24 protein-coding genes are annotated in these 23,166 nt (G+C 50.8%); 11 read left to right on the top strand and 13 right to left on the bottom strand.

All coding sequences use genetic code 11. The features are described from left to right. Together DFER_RS29985 and DFER_RS27600 are read left to right on the top strand one after the other, a co-directional pair. Nucleotides 1–549: a hypothetical protein gene (locus DFER_RS29985; RefSeq protein WP_143828832.1), complete on the top strand. Its 549-nt coding sequence runs from the start codon at nucleotides 1–3 to the stop codon at nucleotides 547–549. Further along, the gene (locus tag DFER_RS27600; RefSeq protein ID WP_015814957.1) at nucleotides 546–992 is read left to right on the top strand and encodes a M15 family metallopeptidase; all 447 of its coding nucleotides are present in this window, start codon (nucleotides 546–548) and stop codon (nucleotides 990–992) included. Before DFER_RS29985 ends, DFER_RS27600 begins: the two co-directional genes overlap by 4 nt. A gap of 382 nt (nucleotides 993–1,374) precedes the next feature. Here DFER_RS27600 and DFER_RS27605 read toward each other — a convergent pair whose 3' ends face one another. Further along, the gene (locus DFER_RS27605) at nucleotides 1,375–2,082 is read right to left on the bottom strand and encodes a hypothetical protein (protein ID WP_015814958.1); all 708 of its coding nucleotides are present in this window, start codon (nucleotides 2,080–2,082) and stop codon (nucleotides 1,375–1,377) included. A 72-nt stretch (nucleotides 2,083–2,154) separates the two neighbouring features. Continuing rightward, a complete protein-coding gene (locus DFER_RS27610) occupies nucleotides 2,155–2,571 on the bottom strand; it encodes a hypothetical protein (RefSeq protein WP_050774734.1) in 417 nt (138 codons plus the stop codon). A 160-nt stretch (nucleotides 2,572–2,731) separates the two neighbouring features. Between DFER_RS27610 and DFER_RS27615 the strand changes: the two genes are divergently transcribed. Together DFER_RS27615 and DFER_RS27620 are read left to right on the top strand one after the other, a co-directional pair. Further along, the gene (locus tag DFER_RS27615; protein ID WP_015814960.1) at nucleotides 2,732–3,025 is read left to right on the top strand and encodes a type II toxin-antitoxin system HigB family toxin; all 294 of its coding nucleotides are present in this window, start codon (nucleotides 2,732–2,734) and stop codon (nucleotides 3,023–3,025) included. Nucleotides 3,026–3,045: 20 nt separating this feature from the next. Next, complete coding sequence (locus DFER_RS27620) at nucleotides 3,046–3,441, top strand: helix-turn-helix domain-containing protein (RefSeq protein WP_015814961.1); 396 nt, start codon at nucleotides 3,046–3,048, stop codon at nucleotides 3,439–3,441. Between the two features lie 38 nt (nucleotides 3,442–3,479). Here the strand turns inward: DFER_RS27620 and DFER_RS29395 are convergent, their stop codons facing one another. From DFER_RS29395 to DFER_RS27635, 3 genes are all read right to left on the bottom strand, one after another. Next, nucleotides 3,480–4,865, bottom strand: coding sequence for a tyrosine-type recombinase/integrase (locus tag DFER_RS29395; protein WP_015814962.1), 1,386 nt, complete (start codon nucleotides 4,863–4,865; stop codon nucleotides 3,480–3,482). Nucleotides 4,866–5,610: 745 nt separating this feature from the next. Beyond that, nucleotides 5,611–5,835 (bottom strand): hypothetical protein, encoded by a 225-nt coding sequence (locus DFER_RS27630; protein WP_015814963.1) that lies wholly within the window; start codon nucleotides 5,833–5,835, stop codon nucleotides 5,611–5,613. After that, nucleotides 5,836–6,309 (bottom strand): hypothetical protein, encoded by a 474-nt coding sequence (locus DFER_RS27635; RefSeq protein ID WP_041735602.1) that lies wholly within the window; start codon nucleotides 6,307–6,309, stop codon nucleotides 5,836–5,838. A 293-nt stretch (nucleotides 6,310–6,602) separates the two neighbouring features. Between DFER_RS27635 and DFER_RS27640 the strand changes: the two genes are divergently transcribed. Next, nucleotides 6,603–6,992: a hypothetical protein gene (locus tag DFER_RS27640; protein ID WP_143828833.1), complete on the top strand. Its 390-nt coding sequence runs from the start codon at nucleotides 6,603–6,605 to the stop codon at nucleotides 6,990–6,992. 24 nt (nucleotides 6,993–7,016) lie between these two features. On the opposite strand, the gene DFER_RS27645 is transcribed toward DFER_RS27640, so the two are convergent. From DFER_RS27645 to DFER_RS27655, 3 genes are read right to left on the bottom strand one after another with little or no spacing between them, the layout of a single operon-like run. Continuing rightward, nucleotides 7,017–8,399, bottom strand: a complete 1,383-nt coding sequence (locus tag DFER_RS27645; RefSeq protein ID WP_015814966.1) for a TolC family protein — start codon at nucleotides 8,397–8,399, stop codon at nucleotides 7,017–7,019. A gap of 7 nt (nucleotides 8,400–8,406) precedes the next feature. Beyond that, the gene (locus DFER_RS27650) at nucleotides 8,407–11,556 is read right to left on the bottom strand and encodes an efflux RND transporter permease subunit (RefSeq protein ID WP_015814967.1); all 3,150 of its coding nucleotides are present in this window, start codon (nucleotides 11,554–11,556) and stop codon (nucleotides 8,407–8,409) included. Between the two features lie 41 nt (nucleotides 11,557–11,597). Continuing rightward, on the bottom strand, nucleotides 11,598–12,725 hold the full coding sequence (locus tag DFER_RS27655; RefSeq protein WP_015814968.1) for an efflux RND transporter periplasmic adaptor subunit: 1,128 nt from the start codon (nucleotides 12,723–12,725) through the stop codon (nucleotides 11,598–11,600). A gap of 204 nt (nucleotides 12,726–12,929) precedes the next feature. On the opposite strand from DFER_RS27655, the gene DFER_RS27660 reads away from it, so the two are divergent. From DFER_RS27660 to DFER_RS27670, 4 genes are all read left to right on the top strand, one after another. Continuing rightward, a complete protein-coding gene (locus DFER_RS27660; protein ID WP_015814969.1) occupies nucleotides 12,930–13,559 on the top strand; it encodes a helix-turn-helix transcriptional regulator in 630 nt (209 codons plus the stop codon). A gap of 75 nt (nucleotides 13,560–13,634) precedes the next feature. Next, on the top strand, nucleotides 13,635–13,781 hold the full coding sequence (locus tag DFER_RS29750) for a winged helix-turn-helix transcriptional regulator (protein ID WP_229206280.1): 147 nt from the start codon (nucleotides 13,635–13,637) through the stop codon (nucleotides 13,779–13,781). A gap of 151 nt (nucleotides 13,782–13,932) precedes the next feature. After that, the gene (locus DFER_RS27665; RefSeq protein WP_015814970.1) at nucleotides 13,933–15,453 is read left to right on the top strand and encodes an FAD/NAD(P)-binding protein; all 1,521 of its coding nucleotides are present in this window, start codon (nucleotides 13,933–13,935) and stop codon (nucleotides 15,451–15,453) included. Continuing rightward, entirely contained in the window at nucleotides 15,437–16,360 is a 924-nt protein-coding gene (locus DFER_RS27670) for an AEC family transporter (RefSeq protein ID WP_015814971.1), read from the top strand. The genes DFER_RS27665 and DFER_RS27670 overlap by 17 nt, the downstream gene beginning before the upstream one ends. Before the next feature lie 25 nt (nucleotides 16,361–16,385). Here DFER_RS27670 and DFER_RS27675 read toward each other — a convergent pair whose 3' ends face one another. Genes DFER_RS27675 through DFER_RS30745 form a run of 3 tightly spaced genes read right to left on the bottom strand, consistent with a single transcriptional unit; the run spans nucleotide 16,386 to nucleotide 19,096 of the window. Next, complete coding sequence (locus tag DFER_RS27675; RefSeq protein WP_015814972.1) at nucleotides 16,386–17,024, bottom strand: response regulator; 639 nt, start codon at nucleotides 17,022–17,024, stop codon at nucleotides 16,386–16,388. Beyond that, complete coding sequence (locus DFER_RS29400) at nucleotides 17,005–18,918, bottom strand: sensor histidine kinase (protein WP_015814973.1); 1,914 nt, start codon at nucleotides 18,916–18,918, stop codon at nucleotides 17,005–17,007. The genes DFER_RS27675 and DFER_RS29400 overlap by 20 nt, the downstream gene beginning before the upstream one ends. A gap of 49 nt (nucleotides 18,919–18,967) precedes the next feature. Further along, a complete protein-coding gene (locus DFER_RS30745) occupies nucleotides 18,968–19,096 on the bottom strand; it encodes a hypothetical protein (RefSeq protein WP_015814974.1) in 129 nt (42 codons plus the stop codon). A 93-nt stretch (nucleotides 19,097–19,189) separates the two neighbouring features. Between DFER_RS30745 and DFER_RS27685 the strand changes: the two genes are divergently transcribed. After that, nucleotides 19,190–21,556, top strand: a complete 2,367-nt coding sequence (locus DFER_RS27685) for an ABC transporter permease (protein ID WP_015814975.1) — start codon at nucleotides 19,190–19,192, stop codon at nucleotides 21,554–21,556. Nucleotides 21,557–21,574: 18 nt separating this feature from the next. On the opposite strand, the gene DFER_RS27690 is transcribed toward DFER_RS27685, so the two are convergent. Together DFER_RS27690 and DFER_RS27695 are read right to left on the bottom strand one after the other, a co-directional pair. Beyond that, nucleotides 21,575–21,994, bottom strand: coding sequence for a hypothetical protein (locus DFER_RS27690; protein WP_143828834.1), 420 nt, complete (start codon nucleotides 21,992–21,994; stop codon nucleotides 21,575–21,577). 185 nt (nucleotides 21,995–22,179) lie between these two features. Continuing rightward, a complete protein-coding gene (locus DFER_RS27695; protein WP_015814977.1) occupies nucleotides 22,180–22,725 on the bottom strand; it encodes a DUF1579 family protein in 546 nt (181 codons plus the stop codon). A gap of 107 nt (nucleotides 22,726–22,832) precedes the next feature. On the opposite strand from DFER_RS27695, the gene DFER_RS27700 reads away from it, so the two are divergent. Further along, nucleotides 22,833–23,156, top strand: a complete 324-nt coding sequence (locus DFER_RS27700; RefSeq protein WP_015814978.1) for a winged helix-turn-helix transcriptional regulator — start codon at nucleotides 22,833–22,835, stop codon at nucleotides 23,154–23,156. The last annotated feature ends 10 nt before the right edge of the window (nucleotides 23,157–23,166 follow it).

Raw genomic sequence — 23,166 nt, forward strand, 5'->3', positions numbered from 1 at the left:
ATGCTGACATCAATCGGTTTGACAATAAAGGGAATGGCTACAAATCCGGCCTTCCTGCTGCTTTCTTCATCTACCGTGGGGTTTATCCAGGTATTCAAATACCGAAAGGATCTGACCATTGATTTGATGGCTGCTGTTGGGATTTGCTTTTTACTGATGACCTTCCTGGGCCTTGCGAAGCACATCAAGGAGGGCGAGGCCAAAGGTGAAATCTTTCTGAGAAAAACGGTCGAGCAGCTAATCGTTATGGTCTCGGTCGTACTGCTCGGATATGTGGCATCAGTGGTGATTTCTGTCGTATTCAAGATCGTGACCCAGGCGGTGCCGGCGGCAAATCCGGTGCCGGGCGTGGCGCTGTACTTCATTTTCGCAGGGTATGCGGTGATGTTCACCTACTATTTCATCAAGTCGTGCGACTTGATTGATCAAATACTGCCGAAGCTGCTACCGAAATGGTTCAGTGCGCCGTTCCGGAAATTCCGTCAGACCGGCGATTACAAGGATCTGCTGAGTTTTCAAAAGGAGAAAGAAGAGGAGGTGGCGCCATGAAAACACAAGCACAGCTGATTGCAAAGTTTGGCGACCCATACAAGAACCGACTCGGTTTCGAAAGGAAGTGGATGGTGTTTTGGGAAGTTCCCCGGGAGATTACCGAAGCGATTCCGATGATCCCGAAAAAGATTTACCTGAATTACTACGCGATCGTTCCGCTGGAAGATACCTTCAGGGAGCTTATAGCGAACGGCCTGCACGAAGAAATAAAAACTTGGGACGGGTGCTTCAATATTCGCAAGAAGCGCGGCAGTTCAGGCATTTCAACGCATGCATGGGGCATTGCCGTCGACCTGAATGCGAACTGGAACCCGTTCCGCGGAAAGGTTACCTGGTCGCCGGAATTCCTGGCTGCCTGGCGCCAGAACGGATGGATTTGCGGAGCGGACTGGTCAGAACGGTCAAAGGACGGGATGCATTTTCAATGGGAAGGATTTTAACATTCGGTTTAGTTTATCGGTAATCAATAAAAAAGGGGCTTATGGCCCCTGATTTATTCTACTCTACGAAGTGGGATGTGATAGTGATAAAATTCAGACGTGCCATTCGCTCGAATTACCTCACAACCCCACATAGGTGTCCAGCAAACTGAATCTCCCCTAAAAAGCAATACTTCATGTTTTCTAGCCATAATGAGATCGTTTTGTTCACATTAAAAATAAATTTCGAATCAATGGATTGCAAATGTCACATTATTTTTGCTAAAAAGCACCCGACGCATGAGAGGTTCGAACTCTCGTCTCCCCGGTCATGGCCGAGGATCTTACCTATTCCGTGGGACTACCCATCCATTACGAATGCGCCGGCGTGCTGAATATCTTATCAGTTCAAATCTACCAGCACCCACGATTGTTGATCATCTGACGGCTTGAAAGTTGCTATATAAATGGGGCCTGGATTTTTCGGATTTTCTACCGGAATCTCCACCATAGTTACGCTGTCAGATGGCTTGAATTTTTCAACTTGGCTTTTTGCCAAGTTAATCATTTCCATCCTTACGTCGAGCGTCAAATCTAAATTAAGTGGCTTGAAGCTTTGATATTGCAATTTAAGATGTTCCTTATGTTTGATGTAGTAATAAAACATTGCCCTAACAATATTTGACATTTCGCGCGTGCCGTTGATCCAAGCGGAAATATTCGTACTGTCGAGGCCAGTTTCGTTTTCTATATCTCGAACTTTTATTTTCAATTCAGTCATGTAGTGACGAATGAATTCCGGGCTAACATCTTGCGCCGGGGCCGGAACGTAGGGAATTGTATTCACATGTATCTTGACACCACCGGGAAGATTGTTTGATTGAAAAAGCTCTTTTGTACGTTGGTACAAAGTTTTCCCATCGAGATAGTTACCTGCCGGGCTTTTTTCCTGCCTGGTTTCGACTGTCAAAACATCATCCGTAAAACGTACGATCTTAAAGGTAATTCGGGCGTGCCGACGATGCAGCAGTGCTCCATGTTCTAAGTCATTCAATTGTGACTCTGACAGCCGATTTTTCAGCAAGTGAATATTTTTAATGATCGTTTCCATTTTATACGAAGTTTTGAAAAGTGCGATTAGTATTTGACTTATGAGGGAATAGGCCGGTTTCCCGGCCTTTCCTTAGAGCTTAATGTACTTCCCGGTTTCGATGTTGTAGATTGCAATCTGCTTGTTTTCGCGTCCCAGCTTCATCGCCTCGGCTTCTTCCTCTATTATGATCGAGGCGTCGTAGTAGAACTTGCCTTCGTGCTTCCATCCTCCGACTGCTGCCCCTTTCCTTTGAGCTGTTTCGATCACCTTGCGGAGACCTTCGTCTCCGAAGCTGTCTTGCGTTTCCGCGAGGGCGATTACCCATCCTTTTGCTGCGTGTTCAAGGCTCGGGAGAAAAACTGTGAAACCTTGTGGGTGTTGGCGAGCGATCTTTTTGAGCTGTGCAACTAACTTTTCCATATTCTGCTGCCATGTTTCCGTCTGGCTGACGTTTAAGTACATATCAAAGGTACGGAAAAGATTGTAAATAGCAAGCTTTTCTATCAATTATATTCATACGAAAAATTATTTTGTAAAATGTTGGAATTTTGCCAACATTTTATTTAGCTTTGTATTGTTGGTCGGAGCACCAACTAAAAAATAAACCTCTTTCCATGTATGAACGCGATGAAAAACATGAAAATTTTTAACCAAAAGAAGCTCTTAGATGAGATTGATAGGTGCGCAAAAGCTTATCAAATTTGCGGCTGAGCACGCAGATGCTGGTAAGCAACTTTCTGCATGGCAGAAAACAGTTAAAGCGGTGGACTGGAATACGTCCGCGGATGTTTTGAATACATTCCGTAACGCGAAAATTATCAAGGGTCATAGAGCCCGATTTAAAATTGTAGGTAACAAATACCGACTGATCGTAGAAATAGACTACGAGGCCAAGGTTGTAGAGGTCCGATTTGTCGGTCCGCATTCCGAATATGACGCAATAGATGCTACTACTGTGTGATGTTCAATGCACTATCTTTTATGGAAAAACAAATAAATGATTGGTACCCAATTGTTAGCGAGGCGGAGTATGAAGCTGCAATGTCTCGCTATCAAGTGGTGAAATATGCCCCTGCGGGGACTCAGGAGCATAGAGAAAAAATGCTTTTGCTTCTTCTTATCGAAGAGTATGAGCAAAAGCATGATAGCCTTCCCGAATTGGATCCCATTGAACTCATCAAATTCCGGATGGAGGATCTGGGTCTCAAGGCGGCCGCTTTGGCGGAAGTGTATGGTGATCGCGGCACAGTAAGTAAGGTCCTGAATTACAAGCAACCTCTTTCCTTGTCAATGATTAGAAAGTTCAGCGAGCTTCTGAAAATACCGGCGGAGCTTCTGTTGCCTGAATATAAGCTGAAATCACCCGAAGCGGTTTAATGCCGTAGTGCTTCCTCTAATATTTTGATGCCAGGTAGTTAGTCCTGGCTTTCTTGTTTTCTGGGGATCAGGGCGCTCATGTATACCTGAGTTTGTTCCGCTTCGAACGACCCGAAGTATTTTTCAGTGGTGGTGACCGAAGCGTGACTCATTGCTCCCGCAATAAATGCCATTGGCGCGCCGGACCGGAGTAGGGTAGTTGCGAAGGAGTGCCGCGCTTCGTACGTACGCAACTTTATGTCAAGGCCCAGAGCCTCCGATATCTTCGCAAGATTTTTATTCGTTTTCCAAATCACCTGCTTTACGGTCCTCATTTGGCGGTCAAGGGTCATGCCGTCATCCAGAAATGGGAATAGAAACGCAGACGGGCTTTGGTCATTATTACCCCACCGATCGATTATTTGTAATGACTCAGGCATTAGTGGTACTCGAACCGTTTTCACATCTTGACGGTTCGAATCCTTCGTTTTTTCTCGAATAAATTCCAGGTGCGCGCCGCCGAGTTTGATGCTGGATCTTCTCAGGTGACAAATATCCATGAAGTTCATCCCATTGCAGAGGTATGAGAATACCCAGAGATCGCGAGCCATTTCTTGCGATTCTGATTTGCATTCGAAATGAAAGATTGCTGATATCGCATCCTGGCCGAGAGCCTTCTTTGTGTTCTTCGCTGCCGGAATGATGTATCCCCTTTTGCTGAACGGGTATAGGTCGCGGTCAAGTATACCAGCGTCGATAGCTTCATTGAATGCCGTGCGTACGTTCCTCAGGTTGATTGAAACAGTTGTAATCGACGCCGGTGTTTCGGGCTTGCCTTTCGCTTTTGGAGCCTTGCCGAATTTCAGCATCCATTTTTCGTAATCACGGAGGAATGTCTTCGTGACAATCTGCATAGGCAGTTTCGCGGCCTTTTCGGTGGTGATTTTCTTGTAGATGACGAATCGCTCCAAGCTCCGGGCGGCGTTTTTTGAGATATTGCCACTGGAAATGTCGCCTTGGTCAGCAAACCTCTGGGCGCGATCCCGAAGGGCCTGTAATAAGTCGGTCGAGTAGTTGGTTTTCTGTTCCGGCGAATAGTCTCCGTTTACGACCTTCGCAAACAATTCAAAGGTGAAATACTCTTTAATTTTATTGACCGCAACTTTGCCTCGGTATAGGTAGCCAGGCCGCTCTTCATCGGTAGTCTCATCAATGTATGATGCGCCGTAAATCTTGTTCCATAAATTCCTCAGGCGCTCATCACGCACCCTTCCAGAAAGCTCGAACCTGTTATTTTTCAGAAACTCAACATCTTTTTGTGGTAGGATGATGCCGGTAGTGAACAGCCGTTGCTTACCTTCGTGAAATACGCACCACTTTACAGAGAGGGATTCGGCGGCTATCCCTCGCTTGTCGAAGAAGATAGATACTTTTGGTTCGTTCATTGATTTGCTGTTGATAGTTGCAATACAAGTTGCAATACAAAGTTAATAAATCAACAAATAACAGTTATAATCAAAAAGACAGTGAAATATTGTATGTGTTTGATTTTGAGGATATATGTGCAATGAAAATGTACAAAAAATATACAAAAAACGGTTATTGCAACTGACTTCTAAGCAGTAGGTCTTGTGTTCGAATCACAACGGGATCACTTGAATGTTAAGCACTTAGATTTATTTCTAAGTGCTTTTTTGTTGTAGCTCAGCTGGATAGAGCAAATGCCCGGGGCGCGCAGCCCGGGCGGCGATCCGCTTCTAAGCAGTAGGTCTTGTCCGGGCCGCCGGTGCGGTTCGAATCACAACGGGATCACTTGAATGTTAAGCACTTAGATTTATTTCTAAGTGCTTTTTTGTTGTAGCTCAGCTGGATAGAGCAAATGCCCGGGGGCGCGCAGCCCGGGCGGCGAGCCGCTTCTAAGCAGTAGGTCTTGTCCGGGCCGCCGGTGCGGTTCGAATCACAACTGGATCACTTGAAAATCAAGAACTTATGACAAATGTTGTAAGTGTTTTTTTATTGCCTTATTTTGAAAAGTGCTGCTGCCCTTCTGATTCAGTGACTAAGTGTAACTTATTACCACGGATTGCCTCCGCAGTCTCATTAATCAAAATCTTCTCGAAAGCTGTCGATAACGACTGTGTGCTCAGTGACCCCGTCTTAGGATAGACGGAGGACAAATAGACCGTCTCCTTAGATACGTACGCGTAGAAATAGGCGGAATCCGCCGCGACCGGCCAGGCGCTTTTTGATGACCTTATTGTCGCCGGTGCCGATGATCACAACACCGTGCATGATCTGCTCCGGCGTTCCCCGGAAGAAGCCGGAGATGAGCGATTCGGTAATGGACTTATAGGAATTATTCTTGATCAGTAAATGATACTCCGTTTTGAAGCGCTCCGTGCAGTAGATCCGCATTTAAAGGGAAAATAAGCGATTGGCAGAATCAACGAAATCTTTATCGGCTGGCCGGGCGAAAAAGTAACGCTCCACATCCCGAATCACCTCGCCAAAGTCGTCTATCCGTTCAACCAGCATATCATAGTATTCCTCGGAAACTTCATTGCGTGACTTTCTGGCAACAGTCGACAATAGCTTTTTGACGAATAAAAGTGACCCGATCATGCCATTTATTTTCGGTAGTTCCGCTTCGGAAACTTGCTGATGCGTCAAGTCTTCCGAGACATAAATCATCGCATCCAAGCCATTTATCAGCATTTCGACAACGTCGACAGGCCCGTACTTTGGATAGCCTGTGTCGCCTTCGTACCCGTGAAAAATAGTGCGGATGTTGTAGCTGATCTCGTCCAGCCTGGCCCTGGCTTCATCCACCCCGTCTACCGACAAATTCTCGAAGCTAACCATGTGTATACGTGCTGTTTCAGTTGACATTTCTACCAAGTAACACAAAGCTAAATCTTAAAAATTCATTCCAAAATTTTTTGAGAACACCTACCCAAAAAATCTACCATTCACACCAATCGCGCGACTTAGGCATTTAAATCAAATGGTTTGTAACACTTACCTTCGAGCGAGTTTTCAGGATGGCGGGATCGATCGCTGGCGGAGGTATTGGGTGTGAATGCAGATGAATGTCGTAAGTGCTTTTTATTTTGACCAAAAAAATAAAATTTCACGACTCAAATCATCGTTTTGATTCTGTCGGTTACAAAAAATACTAGCCCATGAAATCTCCGTTCGTTTTGGCTGTCTGCATGGCGGCCTTGCTATCGTCTTGCGACAATTACCGGGAGGCTGATCCCCTCGATGTCCGGCAGGTGAAAATTACCAATGTGAACAACGATACCCTGATCGCGTTGTCGAATGAGAAACTGGCTCCCACGGTCAGGGTATCGTTTGCAGAGACTTTAACGGACACGGCGTTGGTCAAAATTGCGACGGATACGGCGTTTTCCAAGCATGGGGCCACGTTTTTGCTTCCCGTTATCAATCCGCCCCTCATGAGCATATCCGGCCTTACCGGCGATTCCCTCTTTATTAAATATCAGCCTTACAAGAAGCCGATTTCAGGGGATCTCACGATTGAACTTACTTTCTTAAATGCAGGGCGCTAGAAATAATGTGTTATGTGAGCATTGCTACCGCGTCCCGCCTCCCAATGCATGGTAAAGCCTGATCACGGCCAGCCATTGCCGATGCCGATCGTTCACGGCGTCGAGCTCCGCGGCGAGCAGGTTTTGTTCCGACGTCAGCACATCGGTATAGTTGGTGGTGGAACTGAACCGGAGCAGCTTTCTATTGGCATCGACGGCCTTTGCGAGTGAGGCAAGTTGTTTTACCCGTATTTCGCGCTGCTCGCCTGCGGTTTCGTAGGCATACAGGGCGTCCGACACCTCCCGGCCTGCTATCAGCATGGACTTCTGAAGTTCGATCGCCGCTTGCTCCTGCCGTGCTTTTGCCGTGGCGAGGCGGGCCTTGTTGGCGCCCCGGTTGAAGATCGGCTGCGTGAGGCCCGCGGCCACGTTTCCGAAGAGCCCCAGCGATGTTAGCCAGTCCTGGAAGTTGAAGCTGGTAAATCCGCCGTTAGCGGTGATCGTCAGGGCGGGATAAAAGAACGTTTTAGCCACATTGGTATTTTCAAACGCTTCCCAAAGCGCGTATTCCGCTTGCTTCACATCCGGCCGGTTCTGTAAAAGTTGGGACGGCACACCGGTTTTCAGTGGTATGTTGGCCTTTTGCTGGTCGAGCGTTGTCCGTGTTACTGCGCCGGAAGGCTGGCCCAGCAGCAGGTTCAATGCATTTTCCGTTTCGCGGATCTGGTTTTTCAATGCCGGTATCGCGATTTCGGCGGCGTAGGCATTGGCTTCGCTCTGCGAAATGGCCGCGCCGTTCAGGATATTCGCTTCTTTCAGCATGGTTACCGCTTTTACGTCAGCGAAGCGGTTTTTCTTCGTTTTTTCAAGGATTGCCAGCTGCTGATCCAGTACGAGCAGTGTGTAGTAGTTTCCGGCAATGTCGGCGATCAGTTCTGTCCGGATCGCCTTTCGTGCTTCTTCTGTCCGCAGCAGGCCTGCGAGCGCACCGCGTTTGGCGCTCCGGAGTTTTCCCCAGATATCCGCTTCCCACGAAGAGCCCAGGCCCAGGTCGTACTGGGTGGTGGAGCTGATGATGCCGAAGCCCTGCGGGAATGCAAGCTTGGACTGTTTCACCGACAATGTACCGTTCAGGTCTGGCAGAAAGGCCGATTTGCTCAATTGAAGGGATGCTTTGGCCGCTACAATGTGCTGCATGGCAATCCTCAGGTCGGGGTTCTGTTCGAGGCCTCGTGTAATGAGTTGGGTCAATGCGGTGTCAGGGAAAAACTGTTTCCACGAAATGCTTGCAACGCTGATCGTGTCCTGCGAAGATTCGCCCCGGTAAAGTCCCTGTGTGGTCAATTCGGGCCGTTGGTAAGGCTTGGTCACCTGGCAGGAAGCTGCCAGGATGGTTAATACGACCGCGCCGATAAATTTATTTTTCATGGGTACATTAATAGATAAGTTGTTCTTCTTCGGCCGGTTTTCCGACGGTGCCGCTTATTCTTTCATGCAATGTTTGGAAGAGCACGAAAAGGACGGGGATTACAAACACGCCGAAGAGTGTCCCGACGAGCATCCCGCCAACCGCCGCCGTACCGATGGACCGGTTGCTCAATGCGCCCGCACCCGTGGCGAGCATCAGCGGTAACAGTCCGAAAATGAATGCGAACGATGTCATCAGGATCGGTCTGAGCCGGGTGACGGCCCCCGTTACCGCCGAGCGCACGATACTTTCACCGTTCAGGCGGTGCATTAATGCGAATTCGACGATCAGGATCGCATTTTTGGCCAGCAGGCCGATGAGCATAATGAGGCTGATTTGCAGGAATATATTATTGTCGAGCCCGAAAATCCGTGCAAAAAGGAAGGCGCCGGCCAGTCCGACGGGCAGCGAGAGCAGCACCGAAAATGGCAGAATGTAGCTTTTGTACTGAGCGCTGAGCAGGAAATAGATGAACACCAGGCTGAGCAGGAAAATGAGGAGCGTTTGGTTACCGCTTGAAATCTCTTCCAGGCTCAATCCCGAAAATTCATAGGCATATCCCTGCGGCAGCGTTTTTGCGGCTACCTCGCGGATGGCCCGGATCGCGTCGCCGGAACTGTAACCCGGCTTGGGAGCGCCATTCACCGCCGCGGCCGTAAACAGGTTGAATCGGTTGATAAACTCGGGTCCGTATACCTTCTTCAAAGTCACAAACTCTGAAATGGGTGCCATGATGCCCTGGTCATTGCGCACGAAAATCTGGTTGATCGCGTCGGTTCCCGACCGCTGCCCAGCCTCGGCCTGGATCATAACCTTGTACTGCTTGCCAAACCGGTTGAAATCCGAAGCGTAAATCCCGCCGAAATAGCCTTGCAGCGTGCTCAATACTGCATTGACAGGTATTCCGGCCTCCATGCATTTGGCTACATTCACCTGCACTTCGTACTGCGGGAAGTTGGTGTTGTAGGACGTGGCGGCGTACATGACCTCGGGACGCTGGTTGAGCTCGCCCATGAATTTGCCGATCACCTGGTCGAATGCCTGGTAACTGCCGCCGGTTTTGTCCTGCAACTGAAATTCAAAACCGTCGTTGTTCCCGAAGCCCTGCAAGGTAGGCGCGGCGAAGAAAATAATATTGGCATCGCGGATGCCGGCTGTTTTGGCAAACAATGTACCGACTATGCTCTTAATATCCTGTCCTTTTTCCGTCCGCTGGCTCCATGGTTTGAGGCGGATGAAAATGGCGGCGTAGGAGCTGCCGACCCCGCTCATCAGGTCCATTCCCGCAAGCCGCGATACGAGCTCTATCTCCGGGATGGTGCGGGCAATGCTGTCGATCTGGTTGGCGATGATTTCCGTCCGTTCCAGTGAAGTAGCCGGCGCGAGAATGACATTTCCGTAGATCGAGCCGCTGTCTTCGTTGGGGACAAACCCGGTAGGCGTAGTGCTCACCAAAAACCACAGCAATGCACTGAATGCCGCGATACCGCCCACAGCGATCCATTTTTTGTGGATCAGCCAGCGCACCGATCGCTTGTAACGCCCCGTCATGGCTTCGAACGAGGCATTGAAACCCCGGTAGAAACGTTGCAGAAAACCGTTGCCCGCCTGATGTGCGCCGCTATGCGGTTTCAGCAGAATGGCGCACAACGCCGGGCTCAGCGTGAGTGCATTAATGGCCGAAATAACAATCGCCACGGCGAGCGTTAACCCGAATTGTTTGTAAAATATTCCCACCGAACCCGTTACGAACGTCACCGGGACGAACACCGCCGCCATGATGAGGGTAATGGAAACAATGGCCGTGCTGATTTCGCTCATGGCATCGATCGTCGCCTTTTTGGCCGAGCGGTAACCGTGATCGAGCTTCGCGTGGACGGCCTCCACCACCACGATGGCATCGTCCACCACGATCCCGATCGCCAGTACCAACGCAAAGAGCGTGAGCAGGTTGATCGTAAATCCGAGTATTTTCAGGAAGAAAAACGTGCCGATAATGGCTACCGGCACTGCGATAGCGGGAATGAGCGTTGAACGGAAATCCTGCAAAAAGAGGAAAACGACGATGAACACCAGTGCGAATGCTTCCACCAATGTCCAGATCAGTTTGGAAATGGATGCGTCCAGGAATTCATTCGCATTCGAAAAAACGCTGTACCGCACGCCCTGCGGGAATGATTTGGAAGCCTCGCCGAGTATCCGCTCGCATTCTTTGATGATCTCGTGCGCATTGGAACCGGCCATTTGGGTAATGGCCACATAAGGTGCCTGCCGGCCCTGCGCGGTGATGGTGCTCGCGTAGGTGTAGGAGCCCATTTCGAGGCTGGCAACGTCTTTCAGGGTCAGCAGCTGCCCGTTACCGGTGGATCGGAGAATGATGTTTTCAAATTGCTCGGGCTTTTCCAGTCGTCCGGTGTATTTGAGGGTGTATTGAAAAACCTGGTTGCTGTTTTCACCCACTTTACCCGGAGCGGCTTCGATGTTTTGCTCGGCAAGTGCGCGGATAATGTCCTGGGGCACAAGGCCGTAAATGGCCATTACATCCGGTTTGAGCCAGATCCGCATACTGTAATCCATGCTGCCATACACCTGTGCCGAGCCGATGCCGGAAATCCGTTTGATCTGCGGCATTACATTGATTTTTAGGTAATTGTCGAGGAATTTCTGGTCGTATTTCCCGTCCTCGCTGTATAGCAGGAAGCTGAATACTTCGCTGTTGAGCCTTTTGCTGGTCGTGATCCCGACCTTTATTACTTCTGCGGGCAGCAGGCTGGTAGCCTTTGTAATGCGGTTCTGCACATTGATCGCCGCCATATCAGGGTCGGTGCCCTGTTTGAAGTTAATAGTGATGGTGGCGCTGCCGTCGTTGCTGGCTTTGGAGGTCATGTAGGTCATGTTCTCCACACCGTTCAGTTCTTCTTCCAATGGCGTGATTACCGTTTTCATCACTACCGCCGCGCTGGCGCCCTGGTAGGTGGTGTTTACCTCCACAGCGGGAGGCGCAATGTCGGGGTACTGCGATATGGGCAGCGAAAACAGTCCCAACAGGCCCAGAATGACGATCATGATCGATATGACCGTCGATAGGACGGGGTTTTCAATGAATTTGTTCAGCATGATAAGTAAAGTTTTTCGTGTAGGCGATCGCTGTCCGGCGGCTATTTTACCACCGGCCTGATCCGCATGCCGTCTTTGAGTGAGGGGAGTCCTTCCGTGACCACTTGCTCTCCGCCGGCGAGCCCCTGGCCCACCACGTAGCGGCCGTCGGGTGCGGTGTTGAGTATTTGAATTTCAGTACTTTGTACGGTGCCATCCTTTTTTACGGTGTATACAAAAGTCTTTTCCTGCAATTCAAATGTGACTTTTGCCGGGACCAATATGGCGTCTTTCAAATGCGTCGGAATGCGGATAAGCCCGCTGGCGCCGGTGCGGAGCAACCTGGCCGGGTTTTGGAACGACGCGCGGACGGGTATCGACCCGGTAGTGGTGTTAATCAGTCCGCCTACCGACTCGATTTTCCCTTTTAGCGCATATTCCTGCTTGTTGGCAAGGATCAGCCGCACCGGGGGAATGGATTTCAGCTTATCGCGGAGCTGTGCACCTTCGGCACTATACGTAAAGTCGAGGTATTGCTTTTCGTTCCAGGAAAAATAGGCGATCATCTCGCCGATATCCGAAACGGTCGTCAGCGCCTGGGGCGAGGCGCTGCTTACCAGGCTGCCCGTCTTGTAGGGGATCAAGCCAATGACACCGTCCACCGGGCTGGTGATCTGCGTGTAGCCTACATTGTTTTTCGCATTCGCCAGGCTAGCCTTCGCCTGCGCCAGCGTGGCTTCCCGGGCATGCAGCGTATACTCGGCCGATTTCAGCTCATAGCTGCTGATAATCCCTTCTTTTTCAAGCGGTCCCGTTTTTTCTACCTGCATCCGGGCCAGGTTCATTTCCGCTTCGGCACTGCGGATCGCCGCGGTGGCCGTCTTCACTTCCTGCTCGTATTGCGGCGCATGAATCGAGAACAGCGGCTGGCCTTTACGGACAATAGCCCCCTCTTCAATGTATATTTTATCAATAAATCCATCGACTTTCGGCCGTATTTCAATGTTTTGCCTGCCTTCGAGCCGGGCGGGGTAATCCATATGCAGCATGGCGCTTTCCGGGCGGACGGTCATCACGGGGTAGTCCTGCGGTTTTTCGGTCGCTACTGCCTGCGTGGGATTGGTATTGCAGGATGAGAAAATGATCGGAATGGCGGTAAACAGCGCCGTCCGGAACAGGATCTTTTTCATGGTTGGATGTTAATTTGAGCGTAGTTTCCCTGTTCACCGTTTTTCATGAAACCGGTTAGCGGGAATGATTAAATTGCGTCGGTCAATGAGGCCGTCGGCTTAGGAGGAGCTGATTTGGTAGCGGTGCGTCATGGCTGGGATAGTTTTTATTCGTGACAAAAGTACTATCTTTGTTTATTAAACCAAATAAATACTTTGTTTATTATGAAAAATACGCCGTCCGGCTCTGATCGCGTGATATGGATGCTGAAAACAGCCGGTCCGCAGCCATTAACGACCATCGCGGCGGAGTTGAATATCACCACGGAAGGTGCTCGTTTTCAGTTGTTAAAGCTAGCCGGAGAAGGACTTGTGCAATCTTCCACAGTATCGAAGGGCCGCGGACGTCCGCAGCAGATATGGGCATTGACCAAGGAAGGAGAGGGGCGTTTCCCGGACGCGCACGCGGAGCTTACGGTGAAGCTGATCAGCACTATCCGCGAAACGCTGGGCCAGGATGCGTTGCATGCGGTCATCGAGGCCAACAGCCAGAACGGCCTGCGCAAATATATGCATGAAGTCGGCAGCGCTCCCCAGCTCGAAGAGCGCATTGCCCGGCTGGCCGGTATCCGCGATCAGGAGGGATATATGGTAGAGTATGTGAAAGACGAAGAAGGTTATCTGCTGATCGAGAACCATTGTCCGATCTGCGCGGCTGCCACTGCCTGCCAGGATTTTTGCCGTTACGAACTGAAAACCTTCCAGGCTGTGCTGGGCGATCAGGTGGATGTCAGGCGTGTAGACCACATCCTGGCAGGCGCGCGGCGTTGCGCCTACCGTATCAGCGAGAAGTAAGACTCGGCTCGCAGCTCCCGCCGGACTCAATGTGCAGCTGAAAGAGCTCGAAAACCACGAACTCGTGGGGAAATCATTTACCCGGTAGTTCGTTCCAAAGTTGAGTACTACCTCACCGACTTCGGCAAATCCCTCATTCCGATCATCGGCGCCATCGGCCAGTGGGGCGATGCGTACGACGAGCGGTTGCGGACGCTTATTTTAAAGAACATGCAGCCTTAGCAACCGCCAGGCAGTCGTCGTGCAGCATTTGGGATGCTTCCTCAGCGGGTGTTTTTGAAAAAAATCATTGTGAACGTGCCGATTTAGCATGGTTCTTTCTATTTCCCGGAAGCTCCGGATAGCCGGGAATGGGAATCAACACAACTAGACAATGGCATTGACCAGCATTACGATTATCGGCGGGGGTGCGTGCGGCATCTCTGCATTTATAGAACTCTTTCTTCAACTGCGCATCGCGGACCGCCACCGGGATGTTCAGATCACCATCCTGGAACAGAATCCCGAAGTAGGGAAGGGCCTCGCATTCGGGACCCGGGAACCCGGGCATATCCTCAACACCCAGGCCGATTTAATGGGCATTCATTTTACCGAACCTGCGCATTTCAGCGAGTGGCTTATCGCACACGAGCAGCGGGTGGGCGAAGAGGTTGTTGATAATCAGGGACAAAACGAAGCTTTTACCACACGCCGGCTGTACGGCACCTATCTGAAAGAGCAGTTTGAATACTATTTCGAATTGGCCAAAACGGAGGGAATGCAAGCAAATGTGATGCACGCGACGGCATTACAGGTGAGCCGGTCGGAGGGGAAATTTGAAATTGGCATATCGGAAAACAAAACACTGCAAACCGATTTCGTCATACTTGCGCCGGGGACACCGGTGGCCAACAATTACCTCGAACTGGAAGGTAACCCGCACTATTTCAGCTCGCCATGGCCTTCGGAACCGATACTCGAAAAAATCCCGCAGGAGGCCGATGTAGCCGTGCTCGGTTCCAGCCTGAGCGCGATCGACGCCCTGATGACGCTCGTGGACAATGAATATTCCGGCAAAATCCGGTGCTATGCATTGGACGGGCTTATGCCGCGCGTGCAGCCGGAAAAACAGGTGATGGTCCATCTGAAATACCTCACAATCGCCAACCTGCACGAAATCCAGCGCACCCAGCTGAGAAATCCGACCGTGAAAGAAATGTTCCGGTTGTTCATCAAAGATGCGGAGGAAAATGAAGGCACGGCAATCGACTGGAAGGCTGCCGCACGTGCGGACAAATCGGCGCAGGAACTGCTCGATGAAGACATCCGGATCGCCAAAAACGGCGGCGACGTGCTGATCAATATTCCTTATTCGCTTCGTTACGACAGTTCCCAAATGTGGAAATGGCTGGACGCGGATGAAAAATTGAAGTTCAAAAAATGGCTGGGCCGCTACTGGGCGATCAACCGCCACTGTATGCCGCTCTACAATGCGGAGCGCATTGCGGAGCTTTTTCACCAGGGCAGGCTGGAAGTGGTGAAAGACCTGGAAGATGTGACCTACGACAGCAGTCGCGGTGCATTTATCATGCAATTCGAAAAAGGAAAGCAGGCCACCGAGCAATACCTCATTAACGCAACCGGCCCTGCGGCGCAGGTGAAAGCAATGCAATCCGAATTGATGCAAAACCTGCATGAATCGGGTGTAATCGAGGCGGATCCCGTGGGGGGGATCAAAGTCAACACCGAAACCATGCAGGTAATTTCGGGCGGGCATGTGGACCCGCATTTGTATGCCGTAGGCCACATTACCAATGGTGTGCTGCTGGATGTAAATGCAGTTTGGTTTAATGTAAAAATGATCGGTAACCTGTGCCGCCACCTAACCGCCCAAATCATTGGACAAGCTTCTTAAAGTGTACGGCGAGTTGCTGCCCGTGATGGCCTTCATGATTCCCGGGTATGTGATCAGCCGGAAAACCAGGTTCAAATCCGAATGGATCAGCAAGCCGCTGATCAACGTGCTGCTGCCGGCATTGGTGTTCAGCAACATGCTCGACGCCGATCCGCAAAAACTGCTGATATTGCCGTTTTTCACCTTTCTGCTGGCATTAGCGATGAATTACGCTGCCATAGCGGTCTATAAAAAGCTCGCTTCCGACACCGATCCGCTGATTCTCCGGAGCTCGTTTTCCTTCTTCAATATCGCCTTTTTCGGCATTCCCATCGTGACGGCCATGTTTGGTAAGGAGGGCGTGAGCGTGCTTATTTGCATTTACCTGGGCTCAGCCATTTACGGGGACACGATCGGCTATTACCAGGTCGCCAAAACGAAGTTCGATTCAAAAAAGGCATGGAAGGAAATGCTCAGCATTCCGTTTCTCTATGTTTTTGTTGCGGGGGTGATCAGTAAAATAGCGGGTGTCGAAACGCCGGAGGCGGTAAAACCTGTGCTGGATGTGGTCAGCTTTGCGGTGTCGGCATTGGGTATGATGATCGTCGGCTTTCAGCTTGCGGATGTCGATTTTAAAGACATCCGATTCAAATATTACATTAAGCTGCTGGGCGCCAGGACACTCGCTGCGGCCGCAATGATGGCATTGATCCTCCTTGCAGTCTCACAGATTTTCGAAAGCCTTGAAAAAGATGACTATACCATGCTGGCGCTGGTGCCGCTGTTTCCGGTAGCGGCCAATGTGACGGTGTTCGCCGCGTTCCTGAAAGCCGATGAAAAGCAGTCGTCGATACTGGTGTTTATTTCCATGATGCTATCGGTTGTGCTCGTTTCCGCGGCGGTTTTGCTTCTGGAATATGTGGCGTGAGCGAGCGTAGGATATTTGCGGCTGCTTAAATGCCGTTTTGAATCGCGAATTCGATCAGTTCGGCGACATTGTTGATGCCTAGTTTGAAATGGATGTTTTTCCGGTGCGTTTTAACAGTAAAAAAACTCAGGTTCAGCGCGGCGGAAATTTGCTCATTGGTATATCCCTTTTTAATGAACCCGATGATTTCGATCTCGCGGAAAGTCAGGTTGAGTTTTTGGGTAAAAGTATCGCCGAAATCGCCCGCGCCACCGTTCACTTTTTTAGTCAGGCTTTCGAAATACGTTCCTCCCGAAAGGACGGTATTAATGCCCTTCAGCAGCACGGCGGTAGTGGAGTCTTTCAGAAGATAGCCGTGCATTCCCGCCCGGCGGGCTTCGTCGAGGAGTTTCAGCTGGTCGTACATGGTGAGCACGATCACCCTGATTCCCTGGTTTTGCGCCAGCACCTTCCGGCCCAGGTCTATGCCATTCTGGCCCAGCAGATTGATGTCCAGCAGCAGCAGGTCAGGTTTGCATTTTTCGATTGCCGTGAAGATATCTTTTGGGTCGTAAACCTGGCCGCAAACGGTGAGCGACGGTTCTTCGTCGATCAGGCGTTTCAGCCCGTCGTTGAAAATCCGGTGGTCGTCGACCAGCAAAATTTTACCTGGCTGCAAAGTCATTATCGGTGGAAATGTAGGGAACTTCAATGATTACAAGCGTGCCGGCAGGGCTGGTTTCCCTGCGTAGCCGGGCGCCAATGTATTCGGCGCGTAGTGTATTGGTTTTCAATCCAAGTCCGGGTGTGGTTTTGGGTAAAATGTCGGCCTCGCTGCCCACACCATCGTCTTCCACCACTATGCGCAGGTACGCTTCAAAATAGAGCAGCTGGACGGATGCATGCTCCGCTTTGGCGTGTTTGAGGATATTCTGGATCAATTCCGATACAATGCGGTACACATTGAGCGACACATCAACCGGCAGTTCCCTGCTGGCGCCGGAGGTGAGGAATTCGAATTTCGTCCGCTCGTGCGATACGCCCAAAACCAGCTGTTGCAACGAGTCTTCCAGGCCGATGCGATCGAATTCGGGCGGCATGAGATTGTGCGAAATACGGCGGAGGTCTTCGCTCGTTTTCATGATCAGCGGCTCAATTTCATCAAGTTCTCTCGAAATATCGCCCGTATCGCGGGGCAGTCGCCGGGCTCGGCCTACTTTAATGCGAATGGTAGCCAGCGTTCCACCCAGGTCGTCATGCAGATCGGCCGCGATCCGCCGCCGTTCATCGTCCTGCGCCTGCAAGATGTCGGACGTGAATTTTTGTTTCAAAACATGCAGCCGCTCCAAGGATTCTTCGCGCTCGCTGATGAGCCGGTGGGCCAGTTCCAGACCTAGCACCACAAATTCAAAAATGGTTTGCACCAAAATCATCTGGTAGTAAAACCAGGTGGCTTCCACATTGAAAAGAGCAATCAATACCAGCCATATCGAATTGGAGAAGAATGGGAATAGCGCCACAAAATAGACAAATGCCGCCCTTTTTCGTCTGACCATCCCATAAACGATGAGCCCCGTCACATACACCAGGACGATCAGAATGGTGAGGTTGGTGACGGACATCAGCGCCGAGCTCGTCGGTAACAGCGTAACCAGCACGGCCATAACCATGCACCAGTACGACAAAATGGTAGCCAGCGACCTGGCCCATTTGGTGGTATAAGTGTTAATTTCAAGGAAGCTGACGGAGAACGTTACAATAAAATAGAGCATGATCGACGAGCCGATCATGCGGGCATTGTCGCCAACGTAGCGCGCGTCCAGATGAAAAACCTGCTTGAAAACCCCTTCGTTACTCAGGCAGAGGATCAGGTAAAAGAAACAGTAGCCTGCGTAATGCAGCAGCAGTTTGCGTCCGGTGGTGAGGTAGAGAACAAACGACAGGATGAATGTGCAGGCGAGCAAGCCGTACGTTAAATAGGCGAAGAAATCGTAAGTAGCGGTTCTTTCGTAATAAGTCTCAACCTCGTACAGGCGGAATGGGAACACAACTGAACCGTGATCCCGCTGGATGCGCCAGTAGACCGCCATTTCCTGATGGGGCGGCAAAGTGAAAGGAAACGCGAAATGCGCGCTGGGAAGCGGCTTTTTAGCAATGTGTGTGTAGCTGTTCAGGTGCTCGTGACGGTCGACGACCTGATTTTGTTTGTTAACCACAAAAAAGGAAACGTCGTCGAGCTCGTTCAGATGCAGGTACGACACCAACTTTTTGGGCCGCCCGGTCGTATTTTTGATCTGAAATGAAACCCAATGATAGCGGTTGTCCATGCCCAGATCGGGCACTTCTTTTTCAATGAGCTGATAGGCGACTTTTTCGGATACTATTTGATCAATCCCAAAGGTGCTGTCGGCGGTGCTGAACACATAGGTATAGCCTTTCAGGTTGCTGACGGCGAAGTCCTGCCCGATTTCCAGCGAATGCAGCGGATTTGGCCCTGTCGCGTTCGCACGCGGAGGCTGCGCAAAGCTTGTCGCTAGGGCACATACCAACAAAAGGAAGAGGAGGAAATGCCCGCGCATATGTTTGATTTTTGTAAAGATATAGCTGGCTTTCAATATAAAAAAGTACTTATTCCTCCTTTCCGAGCTGTCCGATACCGGACACGCCGCGTTCTTTCGCGAACAGGCAGCTTTCGGGCAAATGCAGCTCACTGGCTGCAAAAGGCGGTTCGGACGAACGGTTACATTTGGCATGCATTTGTACACTTAGTAAAAGGAAAACAGGATCGGTGCAATGGATAGTAGGGAACGATGAGCTGTTTAAAAGCCTCAACTTGACTAAGCCCTGGATATGTTAAAAAACTACTTCAAGATCGCCTGGCGCAATATCGTCCGCCAGAAAGCATACTCCCTGCTGAACATTGCGGGCTTGTCCATTGGCATGGCTTGCAGCATTCTGATCCTTTTATGGGTGCAAAACGAGCTGAGTTACGACCGCTTTCACCCCCGCGCCGAGCAGCTTTTCCGGCTCACATGCAGCGCGGGGGATTTCAGGGCGGCGGTGAGTGCGGCGGGGATGGCGCGCGGACTAAAATCGGAACTGCCGCAGATCAAAAACGGGCTGCGGATCAGTAAATGGGCGCCGAAACTCGTGGAAGTGGGCGACAAAAAACTGGAAGAAAAACGGGTCATTTACGCCGATTCCAATTTTCTGGATTTTTTCACTTTTCCACTTTTGGCGGGCAACAAAGCCACAGCCTTGCAGGACCCGGGAGGGATTCTGATCACGGAGGAAATGGCCATGAAATATTTCAATACCCGCCAGGCGGTGGGAAAAACCATCCGCATGGATAACAAAGACAACTTTACCGTCGCCGGTGTATTGGCCAATACGCCCCCCAACTCGCATTTGCAATTCGATTTCCTGATCCCCATGAAAACGCTGGCCAGGACGAGCTCCGACTTGCAAAACGATTCATGGGACAATTTTGTCTTTTACACCTACCTCGAACTCGACGCCCAAACCGCCGCGTCTTCATCTGCCCGCGACAAGCTGATCAAGCAGATGTTCTCGGTTTTCAAAGCCCACGGGCCTACCATCCAGCTCGATTTCGAATTGCAGCCCGTCACCGACATTCACCTCCATTCCAATTACCAGCTCGACGTGGCCGGTCACGGTAACATTCAGTATGTCAATGTGTTCTTCGTCGTGGCGATCTTTATTCTCGTGGTGGCCTGCATCAACTTCATGAACCTCGCCACCGCGCGTTCCGAACGCCGGGCTAAGGAGGTGGGCTTGCGCAAAGTGGTAGGCGCGAACCGATATCAGCTTGTTTTTCAGTTTCTGGGAGAGGCGCTTATCTTTTCGTTCTTGTCGCTGGTGATCGCCATCGGTCTTGTGTATTTGTTACTTCCCATATTTCAAATGCTGGCGGAAAAGAACCTTACCATTCAATTGCTGGACGGGAAACTGCTGCTCAGCCTGATCGGCATTGCCATGCTCACGGGCTTGCTTTCGGGAAGTTACCCGGCATTATTCCTGTCCGGATTTGCGCCCGTGAAGGTCCTCAAAGGCAAAATGAAGGTGGCTGGCGGGAATCTGCTTTTCCGGAATGCATTGGTTGTTACACAGTTCGTAGTAGCGATCGTTTTGCTGGTGGGCACTGCCGTGGTTTACAAGCAATTGCATTTTATCAAGAACCGTAACCTGGGTTTCGATAAATCCAACCTGCTTTATCTCCCCATGAACGGAGACCTTTGGGCGAAACAGCAGGTCCTGAAATCGATGCTGGCGCAGAATCAGCTGACGGAAAACTTTACCGTGATCTCCTCACTGCCTACCGGAGTCGAATCCGGGACCGTCGACGTCGTTTGGGACGGGCAAACGTCACGCAACCAGGTCGTGTTTCCATCGCTGGACGTGGATGAGAGTTTCATCAATGTTTTCAAAACGGAAGTGCTCGCGGGACGCGGGTTCGAGAAGCGGTTTAGGGGAGATAGCTCTGCATTCATGATCAATGAAAGGGCGATGCAGATCATGGGGATGAATATCGGTAATGCTGTCGGGAAAAACCTGTCGCTTGGCGATCAGAAAGGGACGATCATCGGGGTTGTGAAAGATTTCCATTTCAAATCCCTGCAATATGCGATGGAGCCGCTGATCCTGCGCCTGAATAAATGGGGCGGGGTAGCGATGATCCGTACCAATGCCGGTAAGAACGAGCAAACGATCGCGGCATTGGAAAAGATCAACCACCAGCTTAATCCCGCGTTTCCATTCCAATTCGGTTTTCTGGACAAAGACCTGGATAATCTCTACCGGAGCGAGCAGCAGATGGGCAGCATTTTCAACCTGTTCGCCGGCCTGGCGATCTTCATCTCTTGTCTGGGTTTATACGGATTATCCGCCTTCATGGCCGAGCAGCGCACGAAGGAAATAGGCGTGCGCAAGGTGCTCGGTGCCACCGTCGCCGGCTTGGTAGGCCTGCTTTCCCAGGATTTTCTGAAACTGATAGGCATTGCTATTGTGATCGCTTCGCCCATTGCCTGGTATGCTATGAATCAATGGCTCCAAGGATTTGCTTACCAAACTACCCTCGAATGGTGGGTAATTGCCCTGGCCGCGGTGCTGGCGACGGGCATTGCGATGTTTACGATCAGCTTTCAGAGCATCAAAGCAGCGCTGATGAACCCCGTCAAAAGTTTGCGAAGCGAATAGCAGAATAGAGGGAGCGACTTATTTCTCCCTCACATACTTCGTAGAGGTGCCCAGACAGTAGTCGATCAGCAGTTCGTCGTCCGACAGGAGCGTTATCTTCAAATCTTCGCATTTAACACAGTCGACAAAAATGCATGACGGATCTTCCTCAACCGGCGCCTGCGGCTTCACCTCGAACCGTTTGCCGTTCAGCATGTAGGAATCAGGCGAGCAGCAAGGTTTGTAGCCCTTTTCATTGACCATTACGCCATCGAACCGGAAAATGAGCGGGCTCACATCCTGTCCCGCGAGGCTTACCGTGTCGTTTTCCGCCCGGATATATGCCACCGGACGCCATTTGCTCACTATCGATGCGACTTCCGGGATCGGGTCGGTTTTGTCTTTCTTACATGCTGCCATCGCGAGCAGCGCCAGGATCGCTATTGAAATCGTTTTCATCGTCAACGGTTTTATGGCAATGACAGCACAGCGGTCCAATCGGTTGTAAACGCCCGTTACATCTGAATGCATTGTGCGCATCACCTGTCGCAAAAATCCTATTTTATCAGGCTCCCTGAGCATAAGTTTGGCTTTCGATTTTAAAAAGGACAGTCAAACCATGCTCAGGAAAATATCATACCATATTAATACTCAGCGCCGCGCGTGAGTAAGCCGTTCATGTGCGGCTCGTAATGCTTGCCGTCGGAAGTGATTTCGTGCTTTACCGTGAGCGTGCGGCGGTCGGCGGATAGGGTGCCGGTGGAGCGCACCTCCTTGCCGGTCCATACCCAGGTGTTGCCGCTGATAGTCAGCTTGTCGATGTTGAAAGTACCGTCGGGGTTGAAATTGTAGCTGCTGAAATCACCTGTTTCCGGATTGTACCCAATGATTTCCATCGCTCCGAACGGGCCGTTATCGCCAATGCCGTAGGCGGTATGGACGATGAAGTTGCCATCCGGCGACCATTGATATACGTCGCTGCCGATGATGGACTTTGCCGGGCTCCCGTTTTTGGCAACCGTCGTGGTTTGGGTGATCCACCGGCCAATGATGCTAGTCGCCAGCGCACGTTTCGCCTCGGGGATTGTATGGCGTTTTGGGGTAAACGGTACTTCGCGCGGTTTAAGTCCCGTCATCAGCAGCATTCCGGCCAGCATCATGCCCAGCCGCATTGAATTCATGGTTTTCATACTTTTCGAAGAATGTTGGTTACTCGTTTGTTCTTCGATTTAACTCTCGCCGCAATGGAAAAGTTGTGGTATAAAACGGATAGTGGTAACCAGAAAGTAACTTCAAAATGGCAAATAACAAAGACGCGACATGCCCCATTGCGGCCACGCTGGCTTACATTAGTGGGCGGTGGAAGGCGGCCATTTTGCACCATCTGGCGGCGGGTACGCGGCGTTTCGGCGAGATCGCCGTCCGGATGCCGCCCATTTCTAAAAAGGTTTTGACCCAGCAATTGAAGGAGCTCGAACGGGACGGCCTGATCCGCCGCGTTCAGAATCCCGGGGCGCCGATGCGGGTGGAATATTCGCTGACTGACCTGGGCAAAAGCCTTTCCACGGTGCTCAAAGAAATGTCCGACTGGGGAAAAGCAAATGTCCTGGCAAAGAAGTAACATCGCCTGA

It is taken from the genome of Dyadobacter fermentans DSM 18053 (assembly GCF_000023125.1).
Classification (GTDB): Bacteria; Bacteroidota; Bacteroidia; order Cytophagales; family Spirosomataceae; genus Dyadobacter; species Dyadobacter fermentans.

Excerpts from the sequence above, each read along its gene's own strand:
- DFER_RS29985 (WP_143828832.1), top strand. The coding sequence starts at position 1 with ATGCTGACATCAATCGGTTTGACAATAAAGGGAATGGCTACAAATCCG.
- DFER_RS27600 (WP_015814957.1), top strand. The coding sequence starts at position 546 with ATGAAAACACAAGCACAGCTGATTGCAAAGTTTGGCGACCCATACAAG.
- DFER_RS27605 (WP_015814958.1), bottom strand. The coding sequence starts at position 2,082 with ATGGAAACGATCATTAAAAATATTCACTTGCTGAAAAATCGGCTGTCA.
- DFER_RS27615 (WP_015814960.1), top strand. The coding sequence starts at position 2,732 with ATGAGATTGATAGGTGCGCAAAAGCTTATCAAATTTGCGGCTGAGCAC.
- DFER_RS27620 (WP_015814961.1), top strand. The coding sequence starts at position 3,046 with ATGGAAAAACAAATAAATGATTGGTACCCAATTGTTAGCGAGGCGGAG.
- DFER_RS29395 (WP_015814962.1), bottom strand. The coding sequence starts at position 4,865 with ATGAACGAACCAAAAGTATCTATCTTCTTCGACAAGCGAGGGATAGCC.
- DFER_RS27630 (WP_015814963.1), bottom strand. The coding sequence starts at position 5,835 with ATGCGGATCTACTGCACGGAGCGCTTCAAAACGGAGTATCATTTACTG.
- DFER_RS27635 (WP_041735602.1), bottom strand. The coding sequence starts at position 6,309 with ATGTCAACTGAAACAGCACGTATACACATGGTTAGCTTCGAGAATTTG.
- DFER_RS27640 (WP_143828833.1), top strand. The coding sequence starts at position 6,603 with ATGAAATCTCCGTTCGTTTTGGCTGTCTGCATGGCGGCCTTGCTATCG.
- DFER_RS27645 (WP_015814966.1), bottom strand. The coding sequence starts at position 8,399 with ATGAAAAATAAATTTATCGGCGCGGTCGTATTAACCATCCTGGCAGCT.
- DFER_RS27650 (WP_015814967.1), bottom strand. The coding sequence starts at position 11,556 with ATGCTGAACAAATTCATTGAAAACCCCGTCCTATCGACGGTCATATCG.
- DFER_RS27655 (WP_015814968.1), bottom strand. The coding sequence starts at position 12,725 with ATGAAAAAGATCCTGTTCCGGACGGCGCTGTTTACCGCCATTCCGATC.
- DFER_RS27660 (WP_015814969.1), top strand. The coding sequence starts at position 12,930 with ATGAAAAATACGCCGTCCGGCTCTGATCGCGTGATATGGATGCTGAAA.
- DFER_RS27665 (WP_015814970.1), top strand. The coding sequence starts at position 13,933 with ATGGCATTGACCAGCATTACGATTATCGGCGGGGGTGCGTGCGGCATC.
- DFER_RS27675 (WP_015814972.1), bottom strand. The coding sequence starts at position 17,024 with ATGACTTTGCAGCCAGGTAAAATTTTGCTGGTCGACGACCACCGGATT.
- DFER_RS29400 (WP_015814973.1), bottom strand. The coding sequence starts at position 18,918 with ATGCGCGGGCATTTCCTCCTCTTCCTTTTGTTGGTATGTGCCCTAGCG.
- DFER_RS30745 (WP_015814974.1), bottom strand. The coding sequence starts at position 19,096 with ATGCATGCCAAATGTAACCGTTCGTCCGAACCGCCTTTTGCAGCCAGT.
- DFER_RS27685 (WP_015814975.1), top strand. The coding sequence starts at position 19,190 with ATGTTAAAAAACTACTTCAAGATCGCCTGGCGCAATATCGTCCGCCAG.
- DFER_RS27690 (WP_143828834.1), bottom strand. The coding sequence starts at position 21,994 with ATGAAAACGATTTCAATAGCGATCCTGGCGCTGCTCGCGATGGCAGCA.
- DFER_RS27695 (WP_015814977.1), bottom strand. The coding sequence starts at position 22,725 with ATGAAAACCATGAATTCAATGCGGCTGGGCATGATGCTGGCCGGAATG.
- DFER_RS27700 (WP_015814978.1), top strand. The coding sequence starts at position 22,833 with ATGGCAAATAACAAAGACGCGACATGCCCCATTGCGGCCACGCTGGCT.